Annotated in this window: 26 protein-coding genes and 1 pseudogene; 15 read left to right on the top strand and 12 right to left on the bottom strand. The window is 74.7% G+C overall.

Features of this window, described 5'->3' with window-relative positions; all coding sequences use genetic code 11:
• Positions 1–29 precede the first annotated feature (29 nt).
• From ACWIX6_RS18100 to ACWIX6_RS18075, 6 genes and pseudogenes are all read left to right on the top strand, one after another.
• Entirely contained in the window at positions 30–779 is a 750-nt protein-coding gene (locus tag ACWIX6_RS18100; RefSeq protein ID WP_448613822.1) for a GntR family transcriptional regulator, read from the top strand.
• Positions 776–1,702 carry a carbohydrate kinase family protein gene (locus ACWIX6_RS18095; protein WP_448613821.1) on the top strand — a complete coding sequence of 309 codons (927 nt, stop codon included), beginning with the start codon at positions 776–778 and terminating at the stop codon, positions 1,700–1,702. The genes ACWIX6_RS18100 and ACWIX6_RS18095 overlap by 4 nt, the downstream gene beginning before the upstream one ends.
• Entirely contained in the window at positions 1,699–2,556 is an 858-nt protein-coding gene (locus ACWIX6_RS18090; RefSeq protein ID WP_448613820.1) for a BtpA/SgcQ family protein, read from the top strand. The genes ACWIX6_RS18095 and ACWIX6_RS18090 overlap by 4 nt, the downstream gene beginning before the upstream one ends.
• Positions 2,557–2,558: 2 nt before the next feature.
• On the top strand, positions 2,559–3,524 hold the full coding sequence (locus tag ACWIX6_RS18085) for a nucleoside hydrolase (protein ID WP_448613819.1): 966 nt from the start codon (positions 2,559–2,561) through the stop codon (positions 3,522–3,524).
• A 310-nt stretch (positions 3,525–3,834) separates the two neighbouring features.
• Positions 3,835–4,104, top strand: coding sequence for a hypothetical protein (locus ACWIX6_RS18080; protein WP_448613818.1), 270 nt, complete (start codon positions 3,835–3,837; stop codon positions 4,102–4,104).
• Positions 4,104–4,181: pseudogene (locus ACWIX6_RS18075) on the top strand (amino acid permease C-terminal domain-containing protein); the annotation flags it as partial. The gene ACWIX6_RS18080 and the pseudogene ACWIX6_RS18075, both read left to right, overlap by 1 nt.
• Before the next feature lie 106 nt (positions 4,182–4,287).
• Here the strand turns inward: ACWIX6_RS18075 and ACWIX6_RS18070 are convergent.
• The 3 genes from ACWIX6_RS18070 to ACWIX6_RS18060 all read right to left on the bottom strand — a co-directional run bounded on the left by ACWIX6_RS18070 (position 4,288) and on the right by ACWIX6_RS18060 (position 6,773).
• Positions 4,288–4,539 carry a hypothetical protein gene (locus tag ACWIX6_RS18070; protein ID WP_448617026.1) on the bottom strand — a complete coding sequence of 84 codons (252 nt, stop codon included), beginning with the start codon at positions 4,537–4,539 and terminating at the stop codon, positions 4,288–4,290.
• Between the two features lie 494 nt (positions 4,540–5,033).
• Positions 5,034–5,639 (bottom strand): hypothetical protein, encoded by a 606-nt coding sequence (locus ACWIX6_RS18065; RefSeq protein WP_448613817.1) that lies wholly within the window; start codon positions 5,637–5,639, stop codon positions 5,034–5,036.
• 135 nt (positions 5,640–5,774) lie between these two features.
• On the bottom strand, positions 5,775–6,773 hold the full coding sequence (locus tag ACWIX6_RS18060; protein ID WP_448613816.1) for an acrylyl-CoA reductase family protein: 999 nt from the start codon (positions 6,771–6,773) through the stop codon (positions 5,775–5,777).
• A gap of 166 nt (positions 6,774–6,939) precedes the next feature.
• Here ACWIX6_RS18060 and ACWIX6_RS18055 point away from each other — a divergent pair, with 166 nt between their 5' ends.
• Genes ACWIX6_RS18055 through ACWIX6_RS18045 form a run of 3 tightly spaced genes read left to right on the top strand, consistent with a single transcriptional unit; the run spans position 6,940 to position 10,348 of the window.
• A complete protein-coding gene (locus ACWIX6_RS18055; RefSeq protein ID WP_448613815.1) occupies positions 6,940–8,094 on the top strand; it encodes an acetyl-CoA C-acetyltransferase in 1,155 nt (384 codons plus the stop codon).
• A 5-nt stretch (positions 8,095–8,099) separates the two neighbouring features.
• Positions 8,100–9,254 carry an acyl-CoA dehydrogenase family protein gene (locus tag ACWIX6_RS18050; RefSeq protein ID WP_448613814.1) on the top strand — a complete coding sequence of 385 codons (1,155 nt, stop codon included), beginning with the start codon at positions 8,100–8,102 and terminating at the stop codon, positions 9,252–9,254.
• Positions 9,251–10,348 (top strand): enoyl-CoA hydratase/isomerase family protein, encoded by a 1,098-nt coding sequence (locus ACWIX6_RS18045; RefSeq protein ID WP_448613813.1) that lies wholly within the window; start codon positions 9,251–9,253, stop codon positions 10,346–10,348. Before ACWIX6_RS18050 ends, ACWIX6_RS18045 begins: the two co-directional genes overlap by 4 nt.
• 36 nt (positions 10,349–10,384) lie before the next feature.
• On the opposite strand, the gene ACWIX6_RS18040 is transcribed toward ACWIX6_RS18045, so the two are convergent.
• Both ACWIX6_RS18040 and ACWIX6_RS18035 read right to left on the bottom strand, forming a co-directional pair.
• Positions 10,385–11,590 (bottom strand): PP2C family protein-serine/threonine phosphatase, encoded by a 1,206-nt coding sequence (locus tag ACWIX6_RS18040; RefSeq protein ID WP_448613812.1) that lies wholly within the window; start codon positions 11,588–11,590, stop codon positions 10,385–10,387.
• A 46-nt stretch (positions 11,591–11,636) separates the two neighbouring features.
• The gene (locus tag ACWIX6_RS18035) at positions 11,637–13,721 is read right to left on the bottom strand and encodes a SpoIIE family protein phosphatase (RefSeq protein WP_448613811.1); all 2,085 of its coding nucleotides are present in this window, start codon (positions 13,719–13,721) and stop codon (positions 11,637–11,639) included.
• Between the two features lie 231 nt (positions 13,722–13,952).
• Between ACWIX6_RS18035 and ACWIX6_RS18030 the strand changes: the two genes are divergently transcribed.
• Positions 13,953–15,506: an APC family permease gene (locus tag ACWIX6_RS18030; protein WP_448613810.1), complete on the top strand. Its 1,554-nt coding sequence runs from the start codon at positions 13,953–13,955 to the stop codon at positions 15,504–15,506.
• A gap of 144 nt (positions 15,507–15,650) precedes the next feature.
• Positions 15,651–15,830, top strand: a complete 180-nt coding sequence (locus ACWIX6_RS18025) for a hypothetical protein (RefSeq protein ID WP_448613809.1) — start codon at positions 15,651–15,653, stop codon at positions 15,828–15,830.
• Between the two features lie 28 nt (positions 15,831–15,858).
• On the opposite strand, the gene ACWIX6_RS18020 is transcribed toward ACWIX6_RS18025, so the two are convergent.
• The gene (locus tag ACWIX6_RS18020; RefSeq protein WP_448613808.1) at positions 15,859–17,229 is read right to left on the bottom strand and encodes a DUF2786 domain-containing protein; all 1,371 of its coding nucleotides are present in this window, start codon (positions 17,227–17,229) and stop codon (positions 15,859–15,861) included.
• A gap of 104 nt (positions 17,230–17,333) precedes the next feature.
• On the opposite strand from ACWIX6_RS18020, the gene ACWIX6_RS18015 reads away from it, so the two are divergent.
• The 4 genes from ACWIX6_RS18015 to ACWIX6_RS18000 all read left to right on the top strand — a co-directional run bounded on the left by ACWIX6_RS18015 (position 17,334) and on the right by ACWIX6_RS18000 (position 20,836).
• Positions 17,334–18,110, top strand: a complete 777-nt coding sequence (locus tag ACWIX6_RS18015; protein WP_448613807.1) for an isocitrate lyase/PEP mutase family protein — start codon at positions 17,334–17,336, stop codon at positions 18,108–18,110.
• Positions 18,111–18,121: 11 nt separating this feature from the next.
• Positions 18,122–18,646, top strand: a complete 525-nt coding sequence (locus tag ACWIX6_RS18010; RefSeq protein ID WP_448613806.1) for an SAM-dependent methyltransferase — start codon at positions 18,122–18,124, stop codon at positions 18,644–18,646.
• 137 nt (positions 18,647–18,783) lie between these two features.
• On the top strand, positions 18,784–19,965 hold the full coding sequence (locus ACWIX6_RS18005; RefSeq protein WP_448613805.1) for an acyl-CoA dehydrogenase family protein: 1,182 nt from the start codon (positions 18,784–18,786) through the stop codon (positions 19,963–19,965).
• Positions 19,966–20,131: 166 nt separating this feature from the next.
• The gene (locus ACWIX6_RS18000; RefSeq protein WP_448613804.1) at positions 20,132–20,836 is read left to right on the top strand and encodes a response regulator transcription factor; all 705 of its coding nucleotides are present in this window, start codon (positions 20,132–20,134) and stop codon (positions 20,834–20,836) included.
• 132 nt (positions 20,837–20,968) lie between these two features.
• On the opposite strand, the gene ACWIX6_RS17995 is transcribed toward ACWIX6_RS18000, so the two are convergent.
• The 6 genes from ACWIX6_RS17995 to ACWIX6_RS17970 all read right to left on the bottom strand — a co-directional run bounded on the left by ACWIX6_RS17995 (position 20,969) and on the right by ACWIX6_RS17970 (position 25,862).
• The gene (locus ACWIX6_RS17995) at positions 20,969–21,391 is read right to left on the bottom strand and encodes a hypothetical protein (RefSeq protein WP_448613803.1); all 423 of its coding nucleotides are present in this window, start codon (positions 21,389–21,391) and stop codon (positions 20,969–20,971) included.
• A 250-nt stretch (positions 21,392–21,641) separates the two neighbouring features.
• Positions 21,642–22,445: a response regulator gene (locus tag ACWIX6_RS17990; protein ID WP_448613802.1), complete on the bottom strand. Its 804-nt coding sequence runs from the start codon at positions 22,443–22,445 to the stop codon at positions 21,642–21,644.
• Positions 22,446–22,482: 37 nt separating this feature from the next.
• Positions 22,483–23,112 (bottom strand): signal peptidase I, encoded by a 630-nt coding sequence (locus ACWIX6_RS17985; RefSeq protein WP_448613801.1) that lies wholly within the window; start codon positions 23,110–23,112, stop codon positions 22,483–22,485.
• Positions 23,113–23,156: 44 nt separating this feature from the next.
• The gene (locus ACWIX6_RS17980; protein WP_448613800.1) at positions 23,157–23,780 is read right to left on the bottom strand and encodes a TasA family protein; all 624 of its coding nucleotides are present in this window, start codon (positions 23,778–23,780) and stop codon (positions 23,157–23,159) included.
• 232 nt (positions 23,781–24,012) lie between these two features.
• Positions 24,013–25,479: a sensor histidine kinase gene (locus ACWIX6_RS17975; RefSeq protein WP_448613799.1), complete on the bottom strand. Its 1,467-nt coding sequence runs from the start codon at positions 25,477–25,479 to the stop codon at positions 24,013–24,015.
• Entirely contained in the window at positions 25,476–25,862 is a 387-nt protein-coding gene (locus ACWIX6_RS17970) for a response regulator transcription factor (protein WP_448613798.1), read from the bottom strand. The genes ACWIX6_RS17975 and ACWIX6_RS17970 overlap by 4 nt, the downstream gene beginning before the upstream one ends.
• Positions 25,863–25,908 lie beyond the last annotated feature (46 nt).

The raw sequence follows: 25,908 nt of genomic DNA, 5'->3' as shown, positions 1-25,908 counted from the left end.
TGCCGACGAGAACAGAGTCCCGGGGGGAGATGACTGCCGTGGTGGACCGGGCCTCTCCGCTGCCCCTCTACGTCCAGCTCGAGGACGCGCTGCTCGAGCGCATCCGCGACGAGGGGCTGAAGCCGGGCGACCGGCTGCCCAGCGAGGCCGAGATCGAGGAGCAGTACCTGGTCTCCCGCGCGACGATCCGGACGGCGCTGAACCGCCTGGTCGCCGCCGGCCGGATCGAGCGGGTGCAGGGCCTCGGGTCCTTCGTGGCCCGGCCGCGGCCCACCCACCAGACGCTGCTGAACAGCTTCACAGAGAACATGCGCGCGCAGGGGTTCCGGCCGCACCGCCGGCTGCTCCGCAGCAGCGTCGTGACCCCGGACGAGGAGGTCCGGTCCGCGCTGCGGCTGCCCAAGGGGGACTGCCAGGGCATCGAGCGGCTCCTGCTCGCCGACGAGCGGCCGATCGCCATCGCGCGGACCTGGCTGCCGGTCGACCTGCTGACGGGCCGGCTGCACCTCTTCTCCGCCGAGGCACTCACCAGCTCCTCCCTGTACGAGGTGCTGCAGGGCGAGGAGATCGGGCTCCGCCTGGAGAACGGCGTGGAGACGATCCGGGCGGCACTGGCCAGCAGGTCGGAGGCCCGGCTCCTCGAGTGCCGCACCGGGAGCCCGACGCTGGAGGTCCGCCGCACCGCCTTCGGCCCCGACCGGCGGCCGGTCGAGTACTCGGTCATGACCTTCGCCGGGGACAGGTACGAGTACCACGTCGAACTCGCGGCGCCGCGGTGACCGGCCTGGACGTCGCCACCGTCGGGGAGCTGACCGTGGACGACGTGGTGATCGAGGACGTCGGCACCGACTGGAAGCAGCCGGGCGGCGGCGCGCTGTACAGCGCCGCCGGAGCGCTGCTCTGGTCCACCGAGGTGGGCGTCGCCGCGGCGGTGGGGGCGGACTACCCCGCGTCGTCGCTCGAGCGGATCGCCGCCGCGGGCGTGGACGTCGCGGCGGTGAGCCGGACCGACGGGCTCAGGAGCATCAGCCTGTGGCTGCTGCACGAGACGACCGGCCGGCGCCGGCAACTGGAGAAGGACTGCGGAGGGACGATGCGGGAACTCGATGCGGCCCGGCCGCCGCTGCCCGACCGCGTCCGCCGCGCCCGGGGCGTGCACCTCGCCCCCCAGTCGAGCGCCGGCCACCAGCGAGCACTCCGGGAGCTGCGCGGCAGCGACGCGGTGACGACCCTCGACCTCTTCGTCGAGCCGTTCGTGGACACCGGCCCCTACACCGACGGCTCGGCCCTGGACGGGGTCGACGTCTTCCTGCCCAGCGAGCAGGAGGTGGCGGACCTGTGGGGGCACGACGACCCCCGGCGCCTGGGCGCGGAACTGCGCAGCCTCGGTCCCGACCCCCTGGTCGTGGTCAAGCGGGGGGCGGACGGTGTCGACGTGCTGGACTCGGGCTCCGTCGTCCGCGTCCCGGCGGTGCCGATCGACCTGGTCGACCCCACCGGCGCCGGGGACGCGTTCTGCGGCGGCTTCCTGGCCACCTTCGTGCGCACCGGCGACCCCGTCGAGGCCGCTGTCACCGGGTCGGTGTCGGCCTCGTTCGTCTGCGAGACCCGGGGAGCGCTGGCGGCGATCGGGCGACTGGACGCCGACCTCGCCCTGTCCCGCCGTGCCGCGCTCAGGCGCCGACTGAGGAGCGTGGCATGAGCCGGCCGGCGCCGGTGACACCGCAGCGGGCCGACGCACTGCGGGACCTCTTCCCGCGGCCGAAGCCGCTGATCGGGACCGTGCACCTGGAACCCCTCCCCGGCGCGCCGCAGTACGAGGGGCAGAGCATGCGCGCGATCGTCGAGCGTGCGGTCAGCGACGCCCGGCGCTACGTCGAGGGCGGGATCGACGGGCTGATCGTCGAGAACGAGGGGGACATCCCGTTCCTCAAGCCCGAGCTGGTGGGCCCCGAGACGGTGGCGGCCATGTCCGTCGTCACCCGGGAGGTGGTCGAGGCCGTGTCCGTGCCGGTCGGGGTGCTGTGCCTGGCGAACGCCACGGTGCAGAGCCTGGCGATCGCCAAGGCCGCCGGTGCGCGCTTCGTCCGGGCGAACCAGTGGGCCAACGCGTACATCGCCAACGAGGGCTTCGTCGAGGGCAGCGCGGCGACCGCGCTGCGGTTCCGGGCCCGGATCCACGCCCGCGACGTCGCCGTCTTCGCCGACGTGCACGTCAAGCACGGCAGCCACGCGATCGTCGCCGACCGGGACGTCGCGCAGCAGACGCACGACGTCGAGGCCTTCGGCGCGGACGTCCTCATCGCCACCGGCCGGCGGACCGGCGACCCGACCCGGGAGGCAGAGGTCCAGGAGATCTCCGGCGCCGCCAGCCGGCCGGTCGTCGTCGGCAGCGGCCTGGACCGGACCAACGCCGATGCGCTCATGCGCGTCGCGGACGGGGCCATCGTCGGCAGCGCGATGAAGGAGGACGGCGTGTGGTGGGCGCCGGTCTCGGTGGAGCGCACCAGGGCGATCGTCGACGTGGTCGAGCGCCTGCGGCGAGAGGCGGGCTGACGATGGCATCCCCGACTCCGGCAGCCGTCCCGGTGGTCCTGGACTGCGACCCCGGCCACGACGACGCCATCGCGATCCTGCTGGCGTTGGGCTCACCGTCGATCGACCTGCTGGGGGTCACCACCACCTTCGGCAACTGCTCGCTCGACGACGCCACCCGGAACGCGCAGCAAGTCCTGACCCTGGCCGGGGCCACGCAGATCCCGGTCGCGAGAGGGGCCAGTGGCCCGATGACCGGGACGGCGGAGCTGGGCTACTACGTGCACGGCGCCAGCGGTCTGGACGGCCCGGAACTGCCCGCTCCCGGCTTCGACGTCGACGAGCGGGGAGCGGTGCAGCTCATGGCCGACCTGGTGTCCGGAGCCGCCGAGCCCGTCGTCCTCGTCGCCACCGGACCGATCACCAACGTGGCGCGCCTGGTCCAGGACAGACCCGACGTCCTCGCGGGCGTCCGGGAGATCGTCTTCATGGGCGGCTCCACGGAGCGCGGGAACCACACGCCCTACGCCGAGTTCAACACCTACAGCGACCCGGAGGCGCTCGACGTCGTCCTCGGCTCGGGTCTGCCGCTCACCATGGTGGGCCTCAACCTGACGCATCAGGCGCTGGCCACGCCCGAGGTGGTGGAGGCCATGCGTGCGCTGCCTCACGAGGTCGGGCGCATCGCAGCGGACTGGATGGGCTTCTTCGGCGGCTCGTACACCCGGGTGTGGGACTTCGCGGCACCTCCGGTCCACGACCCGTGCACCGTGTTCCGGCTCGTCCAGCCCGAGGCGGTCCGCTGTGTCGACGCCTTCGTCGCGGTGGAGACGACCGGGCAGTGGACCAGGGGCGCGACGGCCGTGGACCTGTTCCACCGCTGGGGGCGGGACGCCAACACGAGGGTCGCCGTCGACCTCGACGTCGACGCCTACTGGAGAGCGGTGCTGGACGCGCTCGACGTCGTCGGGAGGGCGCAGCACCGGTAGGCGTCGGCGACGTCGTCCCCGCGGTCGCGTCCGCCCGGGTCGCCGGGTTGCCCAGGAGGGGACGGCACGCCCAGGTTCGAGCCGTCCGGGTGACCCGGATCCCACCCCGTCCCAGCGGCTCGCCCCGCGGTCCGCTCCGGCGGCGGCACGAACGGGGGAGTCGACGTGCGGACCCATCAGTCACGGTCGATCCGGCGGCGTCTCCCGGTCGACCGGATCGAGGAGATCGAGGCCGAGAGCGGCGCCGACACGCCGACCGAGAGCCTCGGGCTGTGGCAGCTCACCGCCATCGGCGTCGGCGTCATCATCGGTGTCGGGGTCTTCTCCTTCGCCGGGCTGGTGGCCAACGGCGACGCGGACAAGCCCGTGGTTCGCGGAGGTCGACCGGCACGTCACCCCGCAGCGGGTCACCTGGATCGCCGGCATCGGCTCCGCGCCGCTGGCCGGTGTCTTCCCGATCCGCGAAGTCGCCGACCTGACCGACACCGGCATCCTGTCGGCGTTCATCGTGGTGTGCGTGGCGGTCAACCTGTTCCGCTACACCCGCCCCCAGGAGCCCCGGACTCCCGGCTCCCGCTGATGCCGGTGGTGCCGGCGATCGGCGTCCTCTCCTCGCTGTTCCTCATCGCGCAGCTGCCGTGGCAGACCTGGGCCCGGTTCGTGGTGTGGCTGGCCATCGGGCTGGTCATCTACTCCGCCCACGGGCGCCGGCACTCGCTGTGCGCCCCGCTCCTGAGCGCCGCCGGACGACGGCCTGCGCGGCTCAGCCGGACCAGCGTCCGGCCCACGCCCCGCCGGCCTCGATCTGGCTCGGGGTGGCCGGGACGGCGTCCAGGGTCACCTCGTCGGTGGCGAGGTCGTCCAGCCTGGGCGGGCGCAGGTCGGTGGCCAGTCGCTCCCAGACCTCCCGGCGGCGCTCGATCGGCAGCGCACCGACTCGTTCCCCGGGCCTGCCGGCTGTACCAGCCGTGGTGGGCGACGCCGAGGTCGTAGCCGTGCACCACCACCCGGTCACCGGCGCCCAGCCCGCAGGCAGAGCAGCACACGGTCGGGACGCAGTCAGCACTGCACCCGGCGTGCTGGACGCGGATGGGCGGGCGCCCCCAGCAGTCGCCCCCGAGCTCGCTCGGCAGCGGGGCGCCCCGCGCGCTCGTCAGCGGGCCCCCCGCGCCGGCTTGCTCGCTGTCACCGCCGCACCGCTCGACGCCATGACCCGACCCGCACGGGCGACCGACGCATCGTCCTGCTCGCCACGCCGCGCGCCTGACGCGTCCGGCGTCCGACGCGGCGCAACGTCGCACAGCCGCCCGCCTGGCCTCTCCGACGTGGATGTCGGGATGGCCGCTGCTTGCCGGTCGTGTGCAGGGTGGTGCGCGCGTCGAGGCCGACCGGCACCTCGCCGTCGTCAGTACCGCGGAACCCGGCCGCACAGATCTGGCGAGGGGGGAGACGGAGGAGCACCGACCCCGCGATCACTGGTCCTCGGAACCAGTGATCGCGGGGCGGAGGTCACTTGCAGCGCTCGGTGACGGTGTTCTGGCCGGTGCTGGCGAACCCGGACTCCTCGAAGGTGACGCCGTCGATGGTGATCGTCCCGGGGACCGGGGCGGACCGCTCCGTGTAGGAGTACCGGAAGGTGCAGGTCCCGTCGGTGAAGCTGCCCCGACCGCTGCTGGTCTGGACGGGGCCGACCGGAGAGTCCTCGGCCGAGACCGTGACCGTCCGGGTCGTGCCCCGCCCGCTCTCGCTGGTGAGCACCACCGTGGTGGGAGCGAGCGTCGCGACGAACGTGTCGGTCACGGTCAAGGAGGATGCGGCCACGTCGGTGCAGCCGTACTCGGCGCTGCGCAGGCTGAACCGCTCACGGCTGAGGACGTACGTGGCGGTGTCGACGCAGACGGAGACGGTGCCGTCCTCGATCGCGTAGGCGTTCAGGCCGATGTTGGTGCAGGTGCTGCGGCTCGTGCCCTGTTGCCGGCAGTCCTCGGTGTAGCTGAACAACGAGGTGTAGGTGCCCGAGTTCTTCATGCGCTCCGGAGGAGCGGCGGAGGCGGGGCCGGCAGCCCCCACGATCATCCCGCCGATGGCAAGTGTGGTCAGGACTGCTCGTCGCATGACGGCCCCGTCTCTGTGGTAGGGGCTACGGCGCCCCGGCCGCGGAAGTCTGGCGCAGCCGAATCCGGCACACAACGACCTGAGCACCGCGAGTCGTGACGCTCCGAATGCCCCTCGGACCCGGCCGTACCAGGGTCAGCTCAGGCGGACGAGCGTCCGGCCGCGCGCCCCGCCGGCCCCGATCTGGGTCAGGGCGGCCGGGACGGCGTCCAGGGTCACCTCGTCGGTGGCGAGGTCGTCCAGCGTGGGCGGGCGCAGGTCGGTGGCCAGCCGCCCCCACACCTCGCGGCGGCGCTCGATCGGCAGGCGCACCGAGTCGATCCCCAGCAGGGACACCCCGCGCAGGATGAACGGGAACACCGACGTGGGCAGCGACGTGCCGCCGGTGTTGCCCGAGGCCGCCACCGCGGCGCCGTACCGCAGCGAGGCCAGCACGTGGCCGAGGGTGTCGCCGCCCACGCAGTCCACCGCGCCGGCCCAGGTCTCCTTCTCCATCGGCCGGGACGTGCCGCCCACCACCTCGCGGCCGACCACCTGCGCGGCGCCGAGGGAGGTCAGCCAGTCGGCCGCCTCGGCCTTGCCGGTGGTGGCGGTGACCTCGTGGCCGCGCGCGGCGAGGATCGACACCGCCACGCTCCCCACGCCGCCGGTCGCGCCGGTGACCAGCACCGGCCCGGCGCCGGGCCGCAGCCCGTGCTCCTCCAGCGCGAGCACGCTCAGTGCGGCCGTGAAGCCCGCCGTCCCCAGGGCCATCGCCTGCCGCTCGGTGAGCTCCCCGGGCAGCGGCACCACCCACTCGGCCGGCACCCGGGCGTAGCGGCTGTACCCGCCGTGGTGGGCGACGCCGAGGTCGTAGCCGTGCACCACGACCCGGTCCCCCGCGGCGAGGCCGGAGGACCCGCGCTCGACGACGACGCCGGCCAGGTCGATGCCGAGGACCAGCGGCGAGATCCGGGCGACCTTGCCCGACTTCCGGGAGGCCAGCGCGTCCTTGTAGTTCACGCTCGACCACGACACCTCGACCAGGACGTCGCCGGGGCCCAGGTCGTCCAGGGGCACCGACCGGACCTCGAGGACCTCGTCCTCCCCGGTCGTGTCGGCGACGAGGGCATCGGTGGCGGCAGGCAGGCTCATGCCGCGATTGTGGCCTGCCGCACGCTCCGGTCGCCCGGTGGGCGGAGGGCGCCGGTGCCGGCCGGACGGCGCCGCGAGCCGTGTCACACTCGGCAGGACCGACCACCGCAGTCCGGACGCCCGGCTCACCGACCGGCAGGGCGTCGTCCGTCCCCCGGAGGAACCCGTGCCCGAGGCATACATCGTCGACGCCGTCCGCACCCCCGTCGGCCGCCGCCGGGGAGGTCTGGCCGCAGAGCACCCGGTCGACCTGGGCGCGCACGTCCTGCGGTCCCTGGTGGACCGGACCGGCATCGACCCCGCCGCCATCGACGACGTCGTCTACGGCTGCCTGGACAACATCGGCGCGCAGGCCGGGGACATCGCCCGGCTCAGCGCCCTGGCCGCCGGCCTGCCGGAGACCGTGCCGGGCGTGACCCTGGACCGGCAGTGCGGGTCCTCCCAGCAGGCCGTGCACTTCGCGGCGCAGGGCGTGCTCAGCGGGACGCAGGACGTCGTGGTGGCCGGCGGCGTGCAGAGCATGAGCACCTACCCCCTGCTGTCGGCCTTCACCGCCGGCGAGCCCTACGGGCACACCGACCCCTACCGCGGCTCGAAGGGCTGGACCGCCCGGTACGGCGACGAGGAGATCTCCCAGTTCCGCGGCGCGGAGCTGATCGCCGACAAGTGGGGGCTGACCCGCGAGGCGATGGAGGAGTACGCGCTGCGCAGCCACCAGCGGGCGGTCGCCGCCCAGCAGGCCGGCCACTTCGACCGGGAGATCGTCCCCGTCGCCGGGGTCACCGCCGACGAGGGCCCGCGGGCGGACACCACGCTGGAGAAGATGGCCTCGCTCAGGACGCTGGCCCCCGGCGGCCGGCTGACCGCGGCGGTGTCCAGCCAGATCTCCGACGCGTCCGCGGCCCTGCTGATCGCCTCCGAGCAGGCCGTCCGGGACCACGGCCTGACCCCGCGCGCCCGCATCCACCACCTGACGGTGCTCGGGGACGACCCGGTGCTGATGCTCACCGCGCCCATCCCGGCCACCGCCCGCGCGCTCCAGCGGACCGGTCTGTCGATCGACGACATGGACGTCGTGGAGATCAACGAGGCCTTCGCCAGCGTGGTCCTGGCCTGGCTCGCCGAGACCGGCGCGGACCCGGCCCGGGTCAACCCCAACGGCGGGGCGATCGCGCTCGGCCACCCGATCGGCGCGACCGGCGCCCGGCTGATGACCTCGATGCTGCACGAGCTGGAGCGCACCGGGGGCCGCTACGGGCTGCAGACCATGTGCGAGGGCGGCGGCCAGGCCAACGTCACCGTCATCGAGCGCCTCGGCTGAGCGCCGTGTTCACCCTCACCGGCGATCAGCGCGATCTGGTTGCGATGGTCACCGAGTTCACCGCGGACAACATCGCCCCCTTCGCCCGGGAGTGGGACCGGGCGCACCACTTCCCTGCCGACGTGCTGCGCAAGGCCGCGGAGCTGGGGATGGGCGGGATCTACGTCCCGGAGTCCTCGGGTGGGTCGGGGCTGTCCCGGCTGGACGCCGTGCTGGTCATCGAGGCGCTGGCCGCGGGCTGCCCGTCGACGGCCAGCTACCTGTCGATCCACAACATGGTCGCCTGGATGGTCGACACCTTCGGGAACGACGACCAGCGGGCGCGGGTGCTGGCGCCGCTGCTGACCATGGAGCACTTCGGCAGCTACTGCCTCACCGAACCCGACGCCGGCTCCGACGCCGCCGCGCTGGCCACCCGGGCGACCCGGACCGACGCCGGGGCGGGCGCGGACTACCTGCTCAACGGGGTCAAGCAGTTCATCTCCGGAGCCGGCACGTCGCAGACCTACGTGGTGATGGCCCGCACGGCCGACACCGGGTCGCGCGGCATCTCGGCGTTCCTGGTCGACAAGGACAGCCCCGGGCTGTCCTTCGGCCCGGACGAGGTGAAGATGGGCTGGAACACCCAGCCCACCCGCCAGGTCGTGTTCGAGGACGTCCGGGTGCCGGCCGCTGACCGGCTGGGCGAGGAGGGCGAGGGGTTCCGGATCGCCATGTCCGGCCTCAACGGGGGCCGGCTGAACATCGCGGCCAGCTCGCTGGGCGGCGCCTCGGCGGCGCTGGCCGCGGCGATCGGGCACCTGGGGGAGCGGCACGCCTTCGGCGGCCCGATCGGCCGGTTCCAGGCGCTGCAGTTCCAGGTGGCGGACATGGCCACCGACCTGGAGGCGGCGCGGACCTTCCTGTGGCGGGCCGCGGCCGCGCTGGACGAGGGCGCCCCGGACAGGGTTCGGCTGTGCGCGATGGCCAAGAAGTTCGTCACCGACGTCGGGTTCCGGGTCGCCAACGACGCGCTGCAGCTGCACGGCGGGTACGGGTACCTGGCCGAGTACGGCATCGAGAAGATCGTCCGCGACCTCCGGGTGCACCAGATCCTGGAGGGCACCAACGAGATCATGCGGCTGATCATCAGCCGCGACCTGCTCGGCCGGGCCGCGTGACCGGCGGACAGGACGGCGGCACGGGAAGCGCCGCGGAGGAGGCGTCGGTCCTGGTGCGGGTGCACGACGGCATCGGCCACCTGACGCTGAACCGGCCGAAGGCGATCAACGCGCTGTCGCACGAGATGGTCGGGCTGATGCAGTCCGCGCTGGACGGCTGGGCCGCCGACGACGCCGTCGGGCTGGTGCTGGTCGACGGCGCGGGGGAGCGCGGGCTGTGCGCCGGCGGGGACATCGTGGCCATCTACGAGGACGCGAAGGCCGGGGGCACCGCGTCGGTCGACTACTGGACCGACGAGTACCGGCTGGACGCCACCATCGCCGGCTACGCCAAGCCGGTGGTGGTCCTGATGGACGGCATCGTGATGGGCGGCGGGGTCGGCATCGCCACCCACGCCTCGCACCGGATCGTGGAGGAGCGCTCCACGGTGGCCATGCCCGAGGTGGGCATCGGGTTCGTGCCCGACGTCGGCGGGCCGTTCCGGCTGGCCCGCGCGCCCGGCCGGCTGGGGCTGCACGCCGCGCTCACCGGGACCCGGCTGACCGCGGCCGACGCCGTCCACCTGGGGCTGGCCGACGTCCTGGTGCCCCGCGACCGGCGCGAGCAGCTGCTCGCCGGGCTCGCGGGCGGCGACGTGGACGCGGCGATCGCCGCGGTCGCGGTGCCCGTGCCGGACAGCCCGCTGGCCGCCGAGCGCGGCTGGATCGACGACGCCTACGCCCACGACACGGTCGAGGACGTGCTGACCGCGCTGGAGTCCTGCCCCGGCGACGCCGCGGCCGACGCCCTCGCCGTCCTCCGCCGGTCCTCGCCCACCTCGCTGAAGGTCACCCTGCGCTCGGTCCGGGAGGCCGCCGACGACCCCGACCTGGGCGCCGCGTTGACCCGCGACCTGCGGATCGCCGCCCGGTGCCTGGCCGGGCACGACTTCCCCGAGGGCATCCGCGCCCAGGTCGTCGACAAGGACCGCAACCCGGTGTGGCAACCGGCCACGCTGGCGGAGGTGAGCGACGCCGACGTCGACGCCTACTTCGCCCCCCTCGGCGACCGCGACCTCCGCCTCGACCTCCGCCTCGACCGCCCGTCCCGGTGAGCCCGGGCCGCTGACCGTCCGCGGGGCCGTCGGGCCTCAGGGGACCAGGGACTGCGGCGTGCCGGTCCGCCACTCCAGGACGACGATGCTGGCGTCGTCCTGGAGCTGACCGGCCTGGTGCTCGAGCACGTGCCGCATCAGCCGGCGCAGCGTCTCCGGCGACCGGTCGCCCTCGGAGTCGGCCTGGATGACGAAGTCGGCCAGCCGCTCCTCCCCGAAGAACTCGCCGTCGGGGGAGCGTGCCTCGACGATGCCGTCGCTGTGGAAGAGCACCCGGTCGCCGGCGTGCAGGGTGGTCTCGCAGACCGCCGGCCTGCCCTGCTGCAGGCCCAGCGGCGGGCTCGGGCGGCACGGCGGCAGCCGGACCAGCGCCCCGTCGCGCACGACCAGCGGCTCGGGGTGGCCGGCGTTGACCCACTGGAGCCGACCGGTGTCCAGGTCCAGCCGGGCGATGGCGGCGGTGGCGAACTGGCTGCCGGTGAACTGCCCGGCGATGACCTCGTCGATCTCCGCGGCGATGTCGGGCAGGTCGAGGAGGCTGCGGCGGGCGTGCCGGTAGGCGCCGATCGCGGCCGACGCCAGCAGCGCCGCCGGCAGGCCGTGCCCCACCGCGTCGAGGACCAGCAGCTCGGCCACCGGGCCGTTGACGGCGTAGTCGAAGCTGTCCCCGCCGATCTCGTACGCGGGCTCCAGCGCGCCTGAGACGACCACCCGGTCGGTGGCGAAGGTCGTCGGTGGCAGCAGTTCCCACTGGATCTCCGCCGCCAGGCTCAGCGGCCGGCGCCGGCGCACCCGGGCGAACAGGTCGGTGTACCCGTCGGTCACCGCGACGAGCTCGGCGACCAGCGACACGTAGGCCTTCGCCAGCTCCTCCCGCTCGTCGGTCGACCCGCCGTCCACGAACTCGACGACCCCGAGGCGTTCCACGCCGTCCAGCAGCGGGAGCCACAGGCGCTGGTCCGCGCCGGCCGACCCGCTGCGGATCGGCTCCACCCGCCGGAAGCACCGTCCCGCGACCGACCCGTCCACGCTGAGCTCCGAGCGTGGCAGGACGCCCTCCCCGCCCAGTGGGAGCAGCAACTGCGACTCGTAGTCGGCGAGGTAGAGCACCATGTCGCCCAGCCCCAGCTGCCGGGCGTGCTCGGCGACCCGTCCGGCCAGCCGCTCGGGCGCCATCAGGTGCATCTCCCGCAGCAGCGAGCCCACCGCGTCCATGCTGGTGGGAGCCTCGGCCGGGGTCACAAGATCACTGTGGCACGGACCGGCGACCGGCCGCGACCCGGCGGGGTCAGGCGTCGGCGGGGACGCTCGCGGGGACGATGTTCGGTCCGGCCTCCGCCGGGCGGGGACGGTCCTGGGGGTGCAGCCGGACCGCCACCAGGGCCACGTCGTCGTCCGGCCGGCCGTCGACCAGCCGCTCGAGCAGCTCGTCGCACAGCTCCTGCAGCGGCCGCTCGGCGAGCTCGGCGAGGTGGGTCCGCAGCCGGTCCAGCCCGGCGTCGAGGTCGGCGTCCCGGCGCTCGATCAGACCGTCGGTGTAGAGCACGACCGTCGTCCCCCGCTCCAGGGTCACCGTCGACTCCGCGCGGTCGAAGGTCGGGTCGACGCCCAGCAGCAGGTCGGCCTTCCAGTCGCCGAGGACGACGACGCCGCCGTCGGGCTCGACCGCCAGTGGGGGGAGGTGGCCGGCGTTGGACCAGACCATCCGGGTGACGCCGCGGGCGCGCTCGGCGTCGTCCTGCTCGAACCGGGCGATGGTGGCCGTGGCCAGGGTGCGCAGCTGGAGCACTTCCATGGCGGCGTCCAGTCCGCGCAGCACCTCGCCGGGACCGGCGTTGCTGTAGGTGGCGATCCCGCGCAGCACGCTGCGCAGCTGGCCCATCGCGGCGGCCGCGGCCGTGTCGTGGCCGGCGACGTCACCGATCACCAGCATCGTCGCGCCGCCGGGCTGGAGGAAGGCGTCGTACCAGTCGCCGCCCACCCGCGCGGCCTCGACGGCCGGCACGTACCGGACGACGATCTCGGCGTGGTCGGGCTCGGGCGGCTCGGTGAGCATGCTGCGCTGCAGCCCCTCGGCCAGCTGCTGCTGCTGGTCGTAGAGGCGGGCGTTGTCCAGCGCCAGCCCGGCCCGGTCGGCGACGTCCTGCGCGGTGGCGACGTCCTCCTCGGAGGGGGCGCGCCCGCCCTCGAAGGCCAGGGTCAGCAGCCCCAGGGTGCGGCCCCGGCCGCGCATCGGGAGGGCCAGCACGGAGTCCGGCGCCAACCGCGCCAGCAGGTCGCGCGCCTCACCGGGCTCCAGTGGGGCCAGGACGTCCCGGCCGGAGACGTGCACGCGGTCGGTCGCGGACATCGCCCAGCCGCCGGGCAGCGCATCGCGCCGGAGCCGGGCGTACCGCTCCACGAGCACGTGCGTCTCGGGGTCGGCGTGCCAGGACCCCACCTCGGCGGGGCGGCCGGTCCGGTCGAACACGGTCACCAGACACCAGTCGGCGAGCGCGGGGACCAGCAGCCGGGCCACCCGGGTGCTGGCCGCGCCGGCGTCCATGCTGCCGGCGAGCTCGGCGCTGACCGAGGCCAGCACCGCCAGCCGCCGCGCCGACCGTTCGGCCTGCTCCTGCGCCCGGCGGCGGTCGGTGACCTCCAGGAAGTACACCGACAGGCCCTCGTGCGTCGGCCAGGCCCGCAGCTCGTACCAGCCGTCCAGCGGCGCCGGGTAGTAGGCGTCGAAGGACACCGGGGACCCGGTCGCCACGGCCTTGCGGTAGCTCTCCTCGAAGGCGCTGTTCACCGCGGCCGGGAAGGCGTCCCAGATCACCGAGCCCAGCAGCTCGTCCCGGCTGTGCCCCAGCAGCCGCTCGGCGGTGGCGTTGACGTGGGTGAACCGCCACTCCCGGTCCAGTGAGTAGAAGCCGGCCGGCATGGCCTCCAGCACCCGGGTGACCCGTGCCTCGCTCCCGCGCTCGACGGTGACGTCGTAGGCCACGCCGATCACCCGGTCGGCGGCACCGTCGGGACCGGCCAGCGCGCGGCCGCGCGCGACGATCCAGCGGACGTCGCCGCCGGGGAGCGTGACCCGGTACTCGGCCTCGTACTCCGCGCAGCGGTCGACGGCCCCCTGCAGCGCCTCGGTGACCCGGGGCAGGTCGTCGGGGTGCACGCGGGCGTTGAAGCTCTCGATGGTGTTGTCGAAGCTGTCGGCGTCGTAGCCGAACATCTCGATCAGCCGCTGGTCCCAGCGCAGGGGGCCGCCGAGCTCCCAGTCGAAGGCCCCGATGCCGGCCGCGTCGATGGCGAGCTGCGCCCGGACGAGCGTCGCGTCGGTCGTGCTCGCCTCGGCCGAGGTCGTCCCGGCCGGGGCGGGGATGTGTTGCACGGTCCACCTGTCCAGATCCCTGCGGGGACCGGTCGTCGTCGACCGCTCGCGGTTGAACGTGACCTCCGAGTTATGTCACGCACGATCCTCCGGTGCAAGGCCCACGACGCAGATCACGTCCGGCGTGTCGCATCCGTGTGCGGTCGACGCCGGTCCGTCCGGGCCGCCCGGGCGGCGGCGTGGGTCCGGACTGTGCGATAACCCTTGGGTGATCCCGAGGACGACGGCCGCATGAGCACCCATCCCCCGGCGGCGGGGACGACGCAGCCGCCCGCGGGCGACGGGGTGGCGCTGGACAAGGGGCTCCGGCGCGGCGCCCTCGGGCTCGGCGCCTCGATCGTCCTGGGCGTCGCCTCCACCGCGCCGGCCTACGCGCTGGCCGCGACCCTGGGGTTCGTCGTCATCGCGGTGGGGGTGAAGGCGCCCGCGGTCATGCTGCTGGCGTTCGTCCCGATGTGGCTCATCGCGGTGGCCTACGCCGAGCTGAACCGGCGGGAGCCCGACTGCGGCACGACGTTCACCTGGGCGGCCCGGGCCTTCGGTCCCCGGACCGGCTGGATGGGCGGCTGGGGCATCATCGCCGCCGACGTCATCGTGATGGCCAACCTCGCCCAGGTCGCCGGCTCCTACGGCTTCCTGCTGCTGGGGCTGGACGGGTTGGCCGGGGACACGGTCTGGACGACGGCCGCGGGGGTCGGCTGGATCGCAGTGATGACCTGGGTCTGCTACCGGGGCATCCAGGTGTCCGCGCGGCTGCAGGTGGTGCTGCTGGCGGTGGAGTCCGTGGTGCTGGTGGCCTTCGCCGGCTACGCGCTCGCCGCGGTCTGGTCGGGGACGGCGCCCGACGGTGCGCTGACGCCGTCCCTGTCCTGGCTGTGGCCCTCCGGGACGGACCTGGCCTCGCTCACCGAGGCGATGCTGCTGGCGATCTTCATCTACTGGGGCTGGGACTCGGCGATGGCGGTCAACGAGGAGACCCGGGACCCGGCGTCGGTTCCCGGCCGCTCGGTGGTGACCTCGACGGTGCTGCTGGTCGCCGTCTACACCGTCGTCACGGTGGCGACCGTGGCCTTCGCCGGGGTGGGGGAGGAGGGCACCGGGCTGGGCAACGAGGACAACGCCGAGGACGTGTTCGCCGCGCTGGGGTCGGCGGTGTTCGGGGAGGACGCGGTCGGCCGGGTGCTCCAGACGCTGCTGATCGCCTCCGTGCTGACCTCGGCGGCCGCCTCGACGCTGACCACCATCCTGCCGACCGCGCGGGGGACGCTGTCGATGGCGGCCTACCGCGCGCTGCCGGCGTCCTTCGGCCGGATCAGCCCGCGGTACCTGACCCCGACGGTGTCCACCGTGTGGATGGGCGTCGTGTCGATCGCCTTCTACGTCGGGTTGACGCTGGTCAGCGAGAACGTCCTGGCCGACTCCATCGCGGCCACCGGGTTGCTGATCGCCTTCTACTACGGCCTCACCGGGTTCGCCTGCGCCTGGCAGTTCCGGCGGAGCCTGCACTCGGCGCGGGACGTGCTGATGCGGTTGGTGCTGCCGCTGGCCGGGGGGCTGTCCATGCTGCTGGTCCTGGTGCTGGCCGGCATCGAGTACGCCGACCCGGAGTACGGGGAGACCGTCTTCCTCGGGGTGGGCGGGGTGTTCGCCGTCGGGGCCGGCTCGCTGCTGCTCGGCGTCCTGCTGATGGTCGTCTGGAACGCCGTCGCTCCCGCGTTCTTCCGCGGCGAGACGATGCCGCCGGCGTCCGCGGAACGTGCGCCGGGGCCGGGTGTCCCGGGCTGAGCCGGCGTCCGCGGGTCGCGCGGAACGGGGACGGTCGCGGGGACCGATTGTTTCCGCCTCATCAATTCGTGTTCCCTTTTGCAGAACTACGGTCCAGTTCTCCCTTTTCTCTGCCGAAGTGGACAGGGACGAGAGGAGCCGGTCATGGAGACCTTGGCGTGCAGGGCAGTGGCACAGGCGGGGCTCGTGGCGGTGACGGCGTCCCTGGACGACCACTCGCCCGAGCGACTGCTGTTCGTGGCCGGGTGGCTGACCACCGCGGCCGACCAGATGCTGCAGGCGGTGGCGATGGGGGCCGTCCCGGCCCTCGACGTCCTGCTCTGACGAAGGACCCCCTGCGGGGGGCCGCGCCTCACGGGCCGGTGGGCAGGGCCCGCCGGGCCGCGCCCAGCTCGGCGTCGTCGGCCGCGCGACGGCCGGCGTGCCATCCGGCCGGGTCGACGACCCTGCTCCCGCGCCGCCGCAGGTGCGGGAACAGCTCGCCGACCGCGGTGTCCACGGCACGGGCCCGCTCGGCCAGCGCGGGGGCCAGCGACGAGCCGTAGGCGGCCGTCGCCTCCGCGGTGGCCTGCGCCCGGGCGGCCTCCAGCCGCTCGCCGATCCGCTGGGCGAACGCGTACAGGAACCCCCGGCGGAAGGCGGTGGACCGGGCGCGCGCCCCTCCCGTGCCGGCCGCCACCGACATCGCCCGGCCGGCCTGCACCAGCAGCGACGTGGCCAGCAGCTCGACCAGGTCCAGGTCCTCGGCGGCCCCGACCAGGGTGACCAGGCCCAGCGCGGGGTGCAGCACCACGCGCACCCCGTTCGCCGACCCGACCGCCTGCACGACGGCGGCCTTGGCCTCCACGTGCGGGTCGTCCAGGTGGACCCGCCGGGCGAGCACCGACGTGCCCGCCGGACCGGACCGCTGCCCGAGCACCGCGGCGTCGATGCTGTGCCGGGCCATCAGCGACTGGGCCTTCGCCGACAGCGCCTCGGCCTCCTCGGGGAAGTCGGTCGACTCCGCCTTGGCCAGCAGCGCCCGGATGCGGGCCAGCGTCCGCGCGTCCGCCCCCTCGCCGTCGGCCGGGACGGTCCGGAAGCCCGCCGACCAGGACGACGGCGGCGGCAGCAGCACCTCCAGCGGCGGCAGCTCCCGCACCACCCCGAGGACGCGGAGCACGTCGCGCCAGCCGTCCACCGCGTCGCCCCGCTCGCTGCGCCACCAGCGTCCGACCGGGTCGTCGGCCGGTGCCGCGCCGGTCCCGTCGGCCAGCTGGGTGGCCAGCTGGGCGGCCCAGGCGGCGGGGGCGCGCTCGGTGGCGCCGCTCGCCGCGGCGTCGGCCCGCACCACCGCGGCGACCAGCCGGGCCCCACGGCGGCTGGTCCGGCGGCGGACCACGTGCACCACGTCGGCGGGCTGCCACCCCGACTCCCACAACGGGGGCAGCGCACCGGCCAGTGCCCGTCCGGCGTGGCCTGCGGTGTCCACCCCCGGGTCCAGCCGCACGAGCCGGTGCACCAGCGGGTCGAGCTCGGCGGCGAGGACCCCGGGCTGGGCGGCCAGCCGGGAGCCGGCGACGAGCAGCAGCGGGAGCGGGTCGTCGGCGATCGGGTCCTCCTGGGGACGGGGTGCGGCAGGTCCGGGCGTCGGACAGCATGCCGGGCGCGCGCCGCTCCGCCGGGCGGCCACCCCGCTGCGGTGGACCGCCTCCCCGACCGTGGACGGCGGTCGGCGCGTCACCGCCGGGCGGCGTACCGTCCCGGCGCCCTCGCGGGGCCGCCGTCCGGTCGTGGACGTCGACACGGGGACGTGTCGCGACGTCGACATGTCGCTAGGTTGACCCGGTGCCCGACCTCGCCGCCCGTGCCCGCACCCTGCTCGACCTGCACACCGCGCCGGAGGTGCTCGTCCTGGCCAACGTCTGGGACGTGGTGTCCGCCCGCGTCGTCGCCGGCACTCCCGGCGTGCGGGCACTGGCCACCGCCAGCCACTCGATCGCGGCCACCTTCGGGTACGAGGACGGCGAGCAGATCCCGCTGGCCCTGCACCTGGACATGGTGGAGCTGATCGTCGACGCCGTGGACCTGCCGGTGACGATGGACATGGAGGCCGGCTACGGCGACCCGGGGGAGACGGCGCGGCGGGCCATCGCGGCCGGCGCGGTCGGCGGGAACCTCGAGGACCAGGGGCAGCCGCTGGACGAGGCGGTGGCCGCGGTCGAGGCGGTGGTCCGGGCCGGCCGCGACGCCGCGATCGACTTCGTGCTCAACGCCCGCACCGACGTCCTGCTGACTCCCGGCACCGACCGCGCGGCCGCGCTGGACGACGCGGTCCGCCGTGGCCGGGCCTACCTGGAGGCCGGCGCCCCGGTGGTCTTCGTCCCCGGCGTGACGGCGCGCGAGGAGATCGAGGCGCTGGTCGAGGCGCTGGGCCGCAACCGGGTCTCGCTGATCCTCCGCCCCGGTGCGTCGCTGCCGGTCCGCGAACTGGCCGGCCTCGGCGTCGCCCGGGTGTCCACCGGGCCGTTCACCCAGCGGGTGGCGCTGACCGCCCTGCAGGACGCCACGGCTGCCCTCGTCGCCGGCGGCACCCTGCCGGAGGACACCCGCCCGCTCAACTAGCGGACGGACACATGGCCTCGGCGTCGGCGCGGCTGCGGTGGGCGGCCGAGGTCGCCGCGCCTCGGCCCGGGGACCGGGTGCTCGAGGTGGGCTGCGGTCACGGCGTCCTGCTCGGGCTGCTGGCCGACCGGGTGACCGAGGGGCTGGTGGTCGGGCTCGACCGGTCGCCGACCATGACCGCCGCGGCATCCGCCCGCAACCGCGAGGCGGTCGCGGCCGGGCGGGTGCGGCTGCGGACCGCCGCGCTGCTGGACCTCGACCTCGACGCGGGCGCGTTCGACCTGGTGGTCGCCGTCCACGTCGGCGCCTTCTGGCGCCCGCTGGCGCACGAGTACGCCACCGTGCGGCGGGTCCTGGCCCCGGCCGGGCGGCTGCTCCTGGTCACCCAGCCGCTGCAGCCCCGCGACGCCGCGGAGGCCGCCGACCGGGTCGGGGCGCTGGCCGCGCCGTTCGGACTCGGGGTGCGGTCCGTGCAGGGCGCGGACACCCCGCCGCGGCCGTCGATCGCCGTCGAACTGGTGCACGGCGACGGATGACGCGGAAAGGGCGGCTGTGACCTGGACCATCGGGGCCGCGGTGGCTGACCCGGTGGATGAGGCGGAGCATCGGCGTCGATGCCGGTCCGCGGACGTGCGCGGGCCGGCGAGTCGACGACGAGAGAGGCAACGCCGCCATGACCTCCGACCTGATGCTCCCCGCCGACTTCTTCGGGTACCAGTCCCTCCTGCCGGAGGACGAGCAGAAGGACCTGCTGGCCCTGCGGGAGTTCCTGGCCAGCGAGGTCAAGCCCCGGGTCAACGCCGCCTGGGCGGCGGCCGAGTTCCCGATGGACCTGATCCCGCGCTTCGCCGAGGCCGACATCGTCGGCCGCCCCTACGACTGGGACGGCCGCCCCCGGGCCTCCCGGCTGTTCACCGGCTTCCAGGCCATGGAGCTGGCCCGGGTCGACCCGTCGATGTCCACGTTCGTCGGCGTGCACAGCGGGCTGGCGATGGGCTCCATCTACGTGCTCGGGTCGGAGGAGCAGCGGCAGCGGTGGCTGCCGTCGATGTTCCGGCTGGAGACGATCGGCGCGTTCGGGCTCACCGAGCCCGAGGGCGGGTCGGACGTCGCCCGGGGCATGCGCACCACCGCCCGCCGGGACGGCGACGGGTGGGTGCTCAACGGCGCCAAGCGGTGGATCGGCAACGGGACGTTCGCCGACGTCATCGTGGTCTTCGCCCGCGACGTCGAGGACGACCAGGTCAAGACCTTCCTCGTGGAGAAGGACACCCCCGGCTTCACCGCCACCAAGATCGAGGACAAGTTCGCGCTGCGGACGGTGCAGAACGCCGACCTGACCTTCACCGACTGCCGGATCCCGGCGGAGAACAAGCTCGAGGGCGGCAACTCCTTCAAGGACGTCAACAAGGTGCTCAAGGTGACCCGCGGCGGCGTCGCCTGGGGTGGGGTCGGCTGCCAGCTCGGCGCCTACGAGGTCGCGCTCGCCTACGCCAAGGAGCGGCAGCAGTTCGGCAAGCCGATCGGTGGCTTCCAGCTGGTCCAGGAGCTGCTCGCCCAGATGCTGGGCAACGTCACCGCCAGCATGGGCATGACCGTCCGGTTGTCCCAGCTGCAGGAGGAGGACGCGCTGCGGGACGACCAGGCGTCGCTGACCAAGAGCTACGTGACCACCCGCGGCCGGGAGACCGTGGCCTGGGCCCGCGAGCTGTTCGGCGGCAACGGGATCGTGCTCGAGAACGACGCCGTCCGCTTCTTCAACGACGCTGAGGCGCTGTACTCCTACGAGGGGACCCGGCAGATGAACACCCTCATCGTCGGCCGGTCGATCACCGGCCTGAGCGCCTTCGTCTGAGGAAGGACCCCCTTTTCCCCCACGCCTCGCAGGCCCGGCGCGGGCCCCTGCAGCGGGGCCACCCGAACGGGTGCCCCGCTGCCGACCGCGGTGGAGTTCAGCCTCCCGGGTGACGACAACCCCTCCAGGCGCCATCAGGCGCCGGACGTCGTCCGGAGGAGGGGTCGTGTCGGGTCAGTCCGTGCTCGTGGTCGAGGACACCGACGAGATCCGCGAGCTGGTCGTCACGGTGCTGCGCCGCGCCGGGATGGAGGTCCGGGCGGTCGCCTCCGGGGCCGACTGCCTGGCGGAGGTCCGCCGGGAGGCCCCGGACGTCGTCGTCCTCGACCTCGGCCTGCCCGACGCCGACGGCACCGAGGTGTGCCGCCAGCTGCGCGCCGAGACCGACTGCTACGTGCTGATGCTCACCGCCCGGGCCGAGGAGGTCGACCTGCTCATCGGGCTGGCCGTCGGCGCGGACGGCTACATGGCCAAGCCCTTCTCGCCGCGGGAGCTCGTGGCCCGGGTCCAGACCATGCTGCGCCGCCCGCGGACCCCCGCGGCACCCGCCGTCCCGGCGTCGGCGGAGGAGTCGGCGCGCCGGCTCGCCGAGCTCGAGGTCGACCCGGACACCCGCGAGGTACGGGTCGACGGCGCGTCGGTGGACCTGACCCGGACCGAGTTCGACCTGCTCTCCGCCCTGTTCTCCCGGCCCGGGCGGGTGCTGCAGCGGGAGACGCTGCTCCGCGAGGTCTGGCAGACCGACTGGGAGGGCAACCTCCGGCTGGTCGAGGCGCACATGTCCAACCTGCGCCGCAAGCTCACCGCAGCGGGCCTCTCGTCGCCGGAGATCCGCACCGTCCGCGGGGTCGGCTACCGACTGGTCGCCTGACCCTCCATCGCACCCAACGCCCAGTGCCCGCTCCGGATCCGGAGCGGGCACTGGGCGTTGCAGGCCCCGCTGCAGGGGCTTCCCGCGAAGAGCGGGAGCGGGCGGCGGTGCGCTCGTCGGCGGCGAGGGCGGTCAGCACGGGAGGGCCTGCATCCGGGGGGACTCCTTGGTCCACCCGTAGTCGGTGAGCGTCGCGACGGCGTAGACCAGCGTGCCGCCGAGCTTGTCGTAGGTGACCGTGGCGGTCGTGGTGGTCGCGACGAAGGTGCTGCTGGCGGCCACCATGCCGTTGGCGCGGTAGGCGATGACGCGGTAGGCGGCGACCCGGGTGGAGGTGCTGGGCGTCCAGGACATCCGGACGGTCTGGCTGCGGGAGTTGTCGCAGCCCACGGTCTGGGCGGTCACCGAGCCGGGGGCGACCACGGTGGCGGTGGAGATGGTCGCCGGCGGGGTGGTGATGCTGTCGCTGAACGCGGCCTGGGCGGCGGCCGGGGCACCGAGGGACACGGCCACGGTGAGGGCGGCCAGGAGCAGGGTGCGTCGGATGCCGGTCATGCCTGCGGTCCTCCGTCGAGGTCGTCAGTGCGGGTGGGGGCCCAGGGAAAGAGGGCGGCCACGAGCATGTCCGTCTCCGGGGTGTCGTCCTCGTCGGCGGGTGCTCCCGGCGACAACGACGACTCTGCAGGCCCAACCGCAGGCTCCCCACCAGCGATCCGCAAGAAAGACGCAATGAACGAGAGGCATCGTCCTGGCCCGCTCCAGGGGCCCGGCCCGAGCTTGCGAGGGTCGGGGAGGAGCGGGTCCTTCAGTGGTCGGCCGGCAGGACCAGGCGCAGGCCGGACGGGTGTGCTCCGGCGGGGAGCGGCGCAGAGGGGGACGCCCCGGCCAGCGCCAGGGTGGCGAGGTCGGCGACCAGGTGATGGGCGAGGACCCCGCGCCGTGCGTCGGCGGCGATGGCCCGGCAGATGCCGGCCACCTCGGGGTGCCCCAGCTGACCGCTGGTGCCGGCCAGCGTCTGCGCCGCGGCGGCGACCGCCCGCGGGTCCCCCCGCCGGGCGCTGCCGGTGATGGCGGAGAGCCGGCCGGGCAGCGCGTCGGCGTACAGCTCCTGGAGCCGGTCGAGCAGCTCGCCGTCGAGATCGTCGTCGAGGTCGCCCCCGAGGTCGCCCCCGAGGTCCTCGTCGTGCGGGTGGGCACCCAGGTCGGCGTCCAGGTGGTCGCCGTCCGCCGGCGGCACCGGTCCGTCGGGGCGGAGCGCCGTCCGCCGCTCGAGCAGGTCCAGCAGCAGGCCGGCGTCGACCGGGGCGGTCAGGCAGGCGAGGGCGCCGGCTGCGGTGCAGCGGGCGCGCAGCTGGTCGGTGGGCCCGGCGGCGACCACCAGGAGGTGGGCGGTGCTGCCGGCCCGGCGCAGCCGGGACAGCAGCCGCGGGGCGCCGGCGTCGGGCAGGACGGCGTCGGTGACGACCAGGTCGGGGGTGACCGAGGCGTCCAGGGCGAGGGCCTGCGCGGCGGAGGTGGCCTCGTCCACGTGCCAGCCGGCGAGCTCCAGCAGGCCGGCCAGCTGTGCGCGGGTGGTGCCGTCGGCGGCGACGACGAGAGCGGTCAGCACGGGATCACCTCCAGGGACGGGGCGCGGACGGGCGCGGTCATGCCTGCTGTCCTCCGTCGAGGTCGTCGGTGCCGGTGGGGGCCCAGAGGGAGAGGAGGAGCCAGCCGGCGAGGAGGGCGGGGGCTCCGTAGACGAGGGTGTGGCTGAGGGCGGGGGTGCGGAGGAACTCGATGGCGTGGCCGAGTTCGGGGATGACGGCGGAGACCTGCCAGGCGGTGGAGCCCTGGAGGGTGGCGCGCCAGGGGTCGGGTGCGTCGTTGGCGTCGCCCTTGGTCTGGACGGTGACGGCGCCGTCGGGGCTGGTCTCGACGGCCAGCACGCGGTGGGTGACCAGGCGGTGGTCGTCGATGGGGATGTGGTAGCTGATCACCATCCCGGCCTGGACCTGGGAGATGGGCAGCGGGGTGACGACGATGACGTCACCGGGGTCGATGTCGGGGGACATGCTGCCGGTGAGCATGGTCATGGTGCGGTAGCCCAGCACGTGGGGTCCGACGGCCAGGCCGGCGAAGGCGAGGACGGCCACGAGCATCACCAGGCGGACCGTCCAGCGCAGGAGCTGGGCGGGGAGCCCGGCCGCGGGAGCCGGGGGAGCGGCCTGGTCGGGCCGGGGGAGGGCGGTGCCCTCGGTCCCGGGGGCGGTGGGTGCCAGCGCGGTGGTGGTCATGGCGGGTCCTCGGTTCGTCGGCGGGTGGGCGGGGACCGCGGGGGTCAGCGGGCGGTGCCGTTGGCCTGGGTGCCGCTGAAGGTCAGCGCGACGGCGCTGGACAGGCCCTGGAACTCGTTGCCGGCGTTGGCGGGGAGGGCGAGGGTGACCACGAGGTGGTCGATGGTGTTGGCGGTGAGGCTGGCCGGGCCGGGCAGGGTGCTGCTGCCGACGGCGGGGGCGTTGCTGACCAGGGCCTTGGTGGTGCCCGAGCAGGCGTACTGGGCGGCGCCGTTGGCGGCGGTGGTCTTGGTCCAGGGGACCGAGCAGGAGGAGACGCTGAGCTTGAGGCCGTTGGTCGGGTCGGTGGTCAGCAGGTTCGCCGGGCCGGTGGAGGCGCCGGTGAGGGACAGCGAGCTGAACGCGGCGGTGCCGTCGTTGACCAGGTTGACCGAGCGGCTGATGGAGTCGCCGGGGATGAAGCCGGCGGCGGTCAGCGCCAGGGAGCCGGTGTCGTTGGCCGGGGTCAGGTTGATCGACAGGGTGCCGGTGGCGACCGAGGCGTTGAGCGGGGCGGTGCTGTCGGTGAACGTGCCGAAGGTGCCCAGGCCGGCGACGGCGGCAGCGGCGCCGATGATGCCCAGGGAGCCGATGACCTTGCGGGCGGTGCGGTTGCGGGTGGCGTTCATGTCCGTCTCCAGGGTGTCGTCCTCGTCGGCGGGTGCTCCCGGCGACAACGACGACTCTGCGGACCCAACCGCAGGCTCCCCACCAGCGATCCGCAAGAAAGACGCAATGAACAGGACCGCGTTACCTCCAGGCGGTCATGGCCCCGCTGCAGGGCCCCGCTGCGAGCTGGCGAGCAGCGGGGGGCAGCGGGGTCCTTCAACTGCACGGGGGCCGCAGGGGCAGCAGGGTCCTTCAGCAGGCTGCCGGCAGGACCAGGGTGAACGTCGTCCCGGCGCCCTCGGCGCTCGTGACGTCGATGGTGCCGCCGTGCGCGGTGGTGATCGCCTTGGTGATGGTCAGGCCCAACCCGACGCCGGGGACGGCGTTGCGCCGCGCCGTGGACGCCCGGAAGAAGCTGGTGAACAGCCGCCCCTGCTCGCCGGCGGGGATGCCCACGCCGGTGTCGGACACCGACAGCGCTGCCACCGGACGGCTGCCGGGCCGCTCGGCCGGTGTCACCCGGCCGTCGTCGTCCTGCCAGCCGCTGGTCAGCCGCAGGGTGACCGAGCCGCCGGCGGGGGTGAACTTCACCGCGTTGGAGACCAGGTTGTCGCAGGCCTGGCCCAGCCGCACGGCGTCGCCCCGGACGACCAGCCCGCCGTCGGGCACGTCGACGGAGACGGCCACCCCGCGGGCGGCCGCGGTCACCCGCGCGGTCTCCTCGGCGCCCCGGACGATCCCGGCCAGGTCGACGTCCTCAGGTTGCAGGGTGAACCGGCCGGCGTCCACCTGGGCGGTGAAGAGCAGGTCGCCCACCAGCCGGAGCAGCCGCTGGGCGTTGCGCTCCACGGTGGACAGGTACTGCCGCTGCTCGTCGGTGAGGGGCTGGTCCGCGTCGTCCAGCACGAGCTCCAGGTAGCCGAGGATGGAGCTCAGTGGGGTGCGCAACTCGTGCGAGATCAGGCTGACGAACTGGTCGCGGAGCCGCTCGGTGGCCCGGGCCTCGGTCATGTCCGTGCCGACGAAGTTCCAGCCGGCCTGCTCGCCGTCGTCGTCGGTGCGTGGCGTGATCGCCACGGCGACGGTCAGCCGGCGTCCGTCGGCGGTCAGGTACGTCCAGTCGCGGACGTCGCTGCCCTGCTCCCGGGCGACCTGCACCAGGGCGGCGAACCGGGCCGCGGCGCGCTCGGCCGGGTCGGCCGCCGGCGGGGCGTCGCCGTCGAGCTCGGCGGGGGCGTGGAAGTCGGTGATCGACCGGTGCCGGACGACGTCGGCGCGCGGGAGGCCGAGCATCCGCTCGGCGCCCGGGTTCCACACCCGGATCAGCCCGTCCGGGTCGGTGCCGATGATCGACTGCTCGGTGACCGCGTCGATGACGCTGGTCATCGTCCGGGCCCGGGCCCGCATCATCCGGGTCGCGACCTCGAGCTCGTCGGCGGTGCTGCGGCCGAGGGTGAGCAGGTCCCGGCGCTCGGCCTCGAGAGCGGAGGCCCGCACGACCTGGTCCCGGAGCCGGGTGGCGAGGACCAGGACCGCCAGCACGACGGCGGCCACCGCGGCCAGCTGCAGGAGGAGAGCGGCCGGCCGGGCGGCGAGCAGCACCACGCCGGCGCCGGCCAGCGCGCACGGCGCGAGGAGGGGGACGGCCGCCCGGGCCGGCGGTGCGGGCGGGCGGTCCGCGTCGGACCCGGCGACCGGGTCGTCGACGACGGCGCTCACGCCGGCACCGTCCCGGTGAGCTCGCGGACCCGGGCCACCAGGCCGGACACGGTGAACGGCTTGGGCAGGTACCCGTCGGCGCCGGCGGCCAGGCCCCGGGCGACGTCGTCGGGGGAGGCGCCGGCGGACAGCAGCAGCACCCGGCACCCGGCGGTGGCGGGCGTCGCCCGGAGGGCGGCGCACACCTCCAGTCCGGTCGCTCCCGGCATGGACACGTCGAGCACCACCAGGTCCGGTGGGTCGGCCAGTGCGGCGGCCAGCGCGGCCGTCCCGTCGGCGACCGCGGCCACCACCTGGCAGCCGGCCTTCGCGACGGCGAGGGTCACCAGCACGCGGATGTCCGGCTCGTCGTCGGCGACCAGCACGCGGGCGGGCACGTCCACGGGCTGCCCTCCGTCCTCCTCGCTGCCCCCGCCCGGGGAGTCCGGG

The sequence above is a fragment of the Modestobacter sp. URMC 112 genome (genome assembly GCF_053502575.1).
Note: the sequence above shows the minus strand (reverse complement) of the source record. Positions and strands in the feature narration are given on the sequence as shown.

What these genes read in the sequence shown, in the direction of transcription:
- ACWIX6_RS18085 (WP_448613819.1), top strand. Translation starts at nt 2,559, where the DNA reads ATGGCATCCCCGACTCCGGCAGCCGTCCCGGTGGTCCTGGACTGCGAC.
- ACWIX6_RS18030 (WP_448613810.1), top strand. Translation starts at nt 13,953, where the DNA reads ATGAGCACCCATCCCCCGGCGGCGGGGACGACGCAGCCGCCCGCGGGC.
- ACWIX6_RS18060 (WP_448613816.1), bottom strand. Translation starts at nt 6,773, where the DNA reads ATGAGCCTGCCTGCCGCCACCGATGCCCTCGTCGCCGACACGACCGGG.
- ACWIX6_RS17985 (WP_448613801.1), bottom strand. Translation starts at nt 23,112, where the DNA reads ATGACCACCACCGCGCTGGCACCCACCGCCCCCGGGACCGAGGGCACC.
- ACWIX6_RS18010 (WP_448613806.1), top strand. Translation starts at nt 18,122, where the DNA reads ATGGCCTCGGCGTCGGCGCGGCTGCGGTGGGCGGCCGAGGTCGCCGCG.
- ACWIX6_RS18025 (WP_448613809.1), top strand. Translation starts at nt 15,651, where the DNA reads ATGGAGACCTTGGCGTGCAGGGCAGTGGCACAGGCGGGGCTCGTGGCG.
- ACWIX6_RS18090 (WP_448613820.1), top strand. Translation starts at nt 1,699, where the DNA reads ATGAGCCGGCCGGCGCCGGTGACACCGCAGCGGGCCGACGCACTGCGG.
- ACWIX6_RS18005 (WP_448613805.1), top strand. Translation starts at nt 18,784, where the DNA reads ATGACCTCCGACCTGATGCTCCCCGCCGACTTCTTCGGGTACCAGTCC.
- ACWIX6_RS17995 (WP_448613803.1), bottom strand. Translation starts at nt 21,391, where the DNA reads ATGACCGGCATCCGACGCACCCTGCTCCTGGCCGCCCTCACCGTGGCC.
- ACWIX6_RS18100 (WP_448613822.1), top strand. Translation starts at nt 30, where the DNA reads ATGACTGCCGTGGTGGACCGGGCCTCTCCGCTGCCCCTCTACGTCCAG.
- ACWIX6_RS17980 (WP_448613800.1), bottom strand. Translation starts at nt 23,780, where the DNA reads ATGAACGCCACCCGCAACCGCACCGCCCGCAAGGTCATCGGCTCCCTG.
- ACWIX6_RS18065 (WP_448613817.1), bottom strand. Translation starts at nt 5,639, where the DNA reads ATGCGACGAGCAGTCCTGACCACACTTGCCATCGGCGGGATGATCGTG.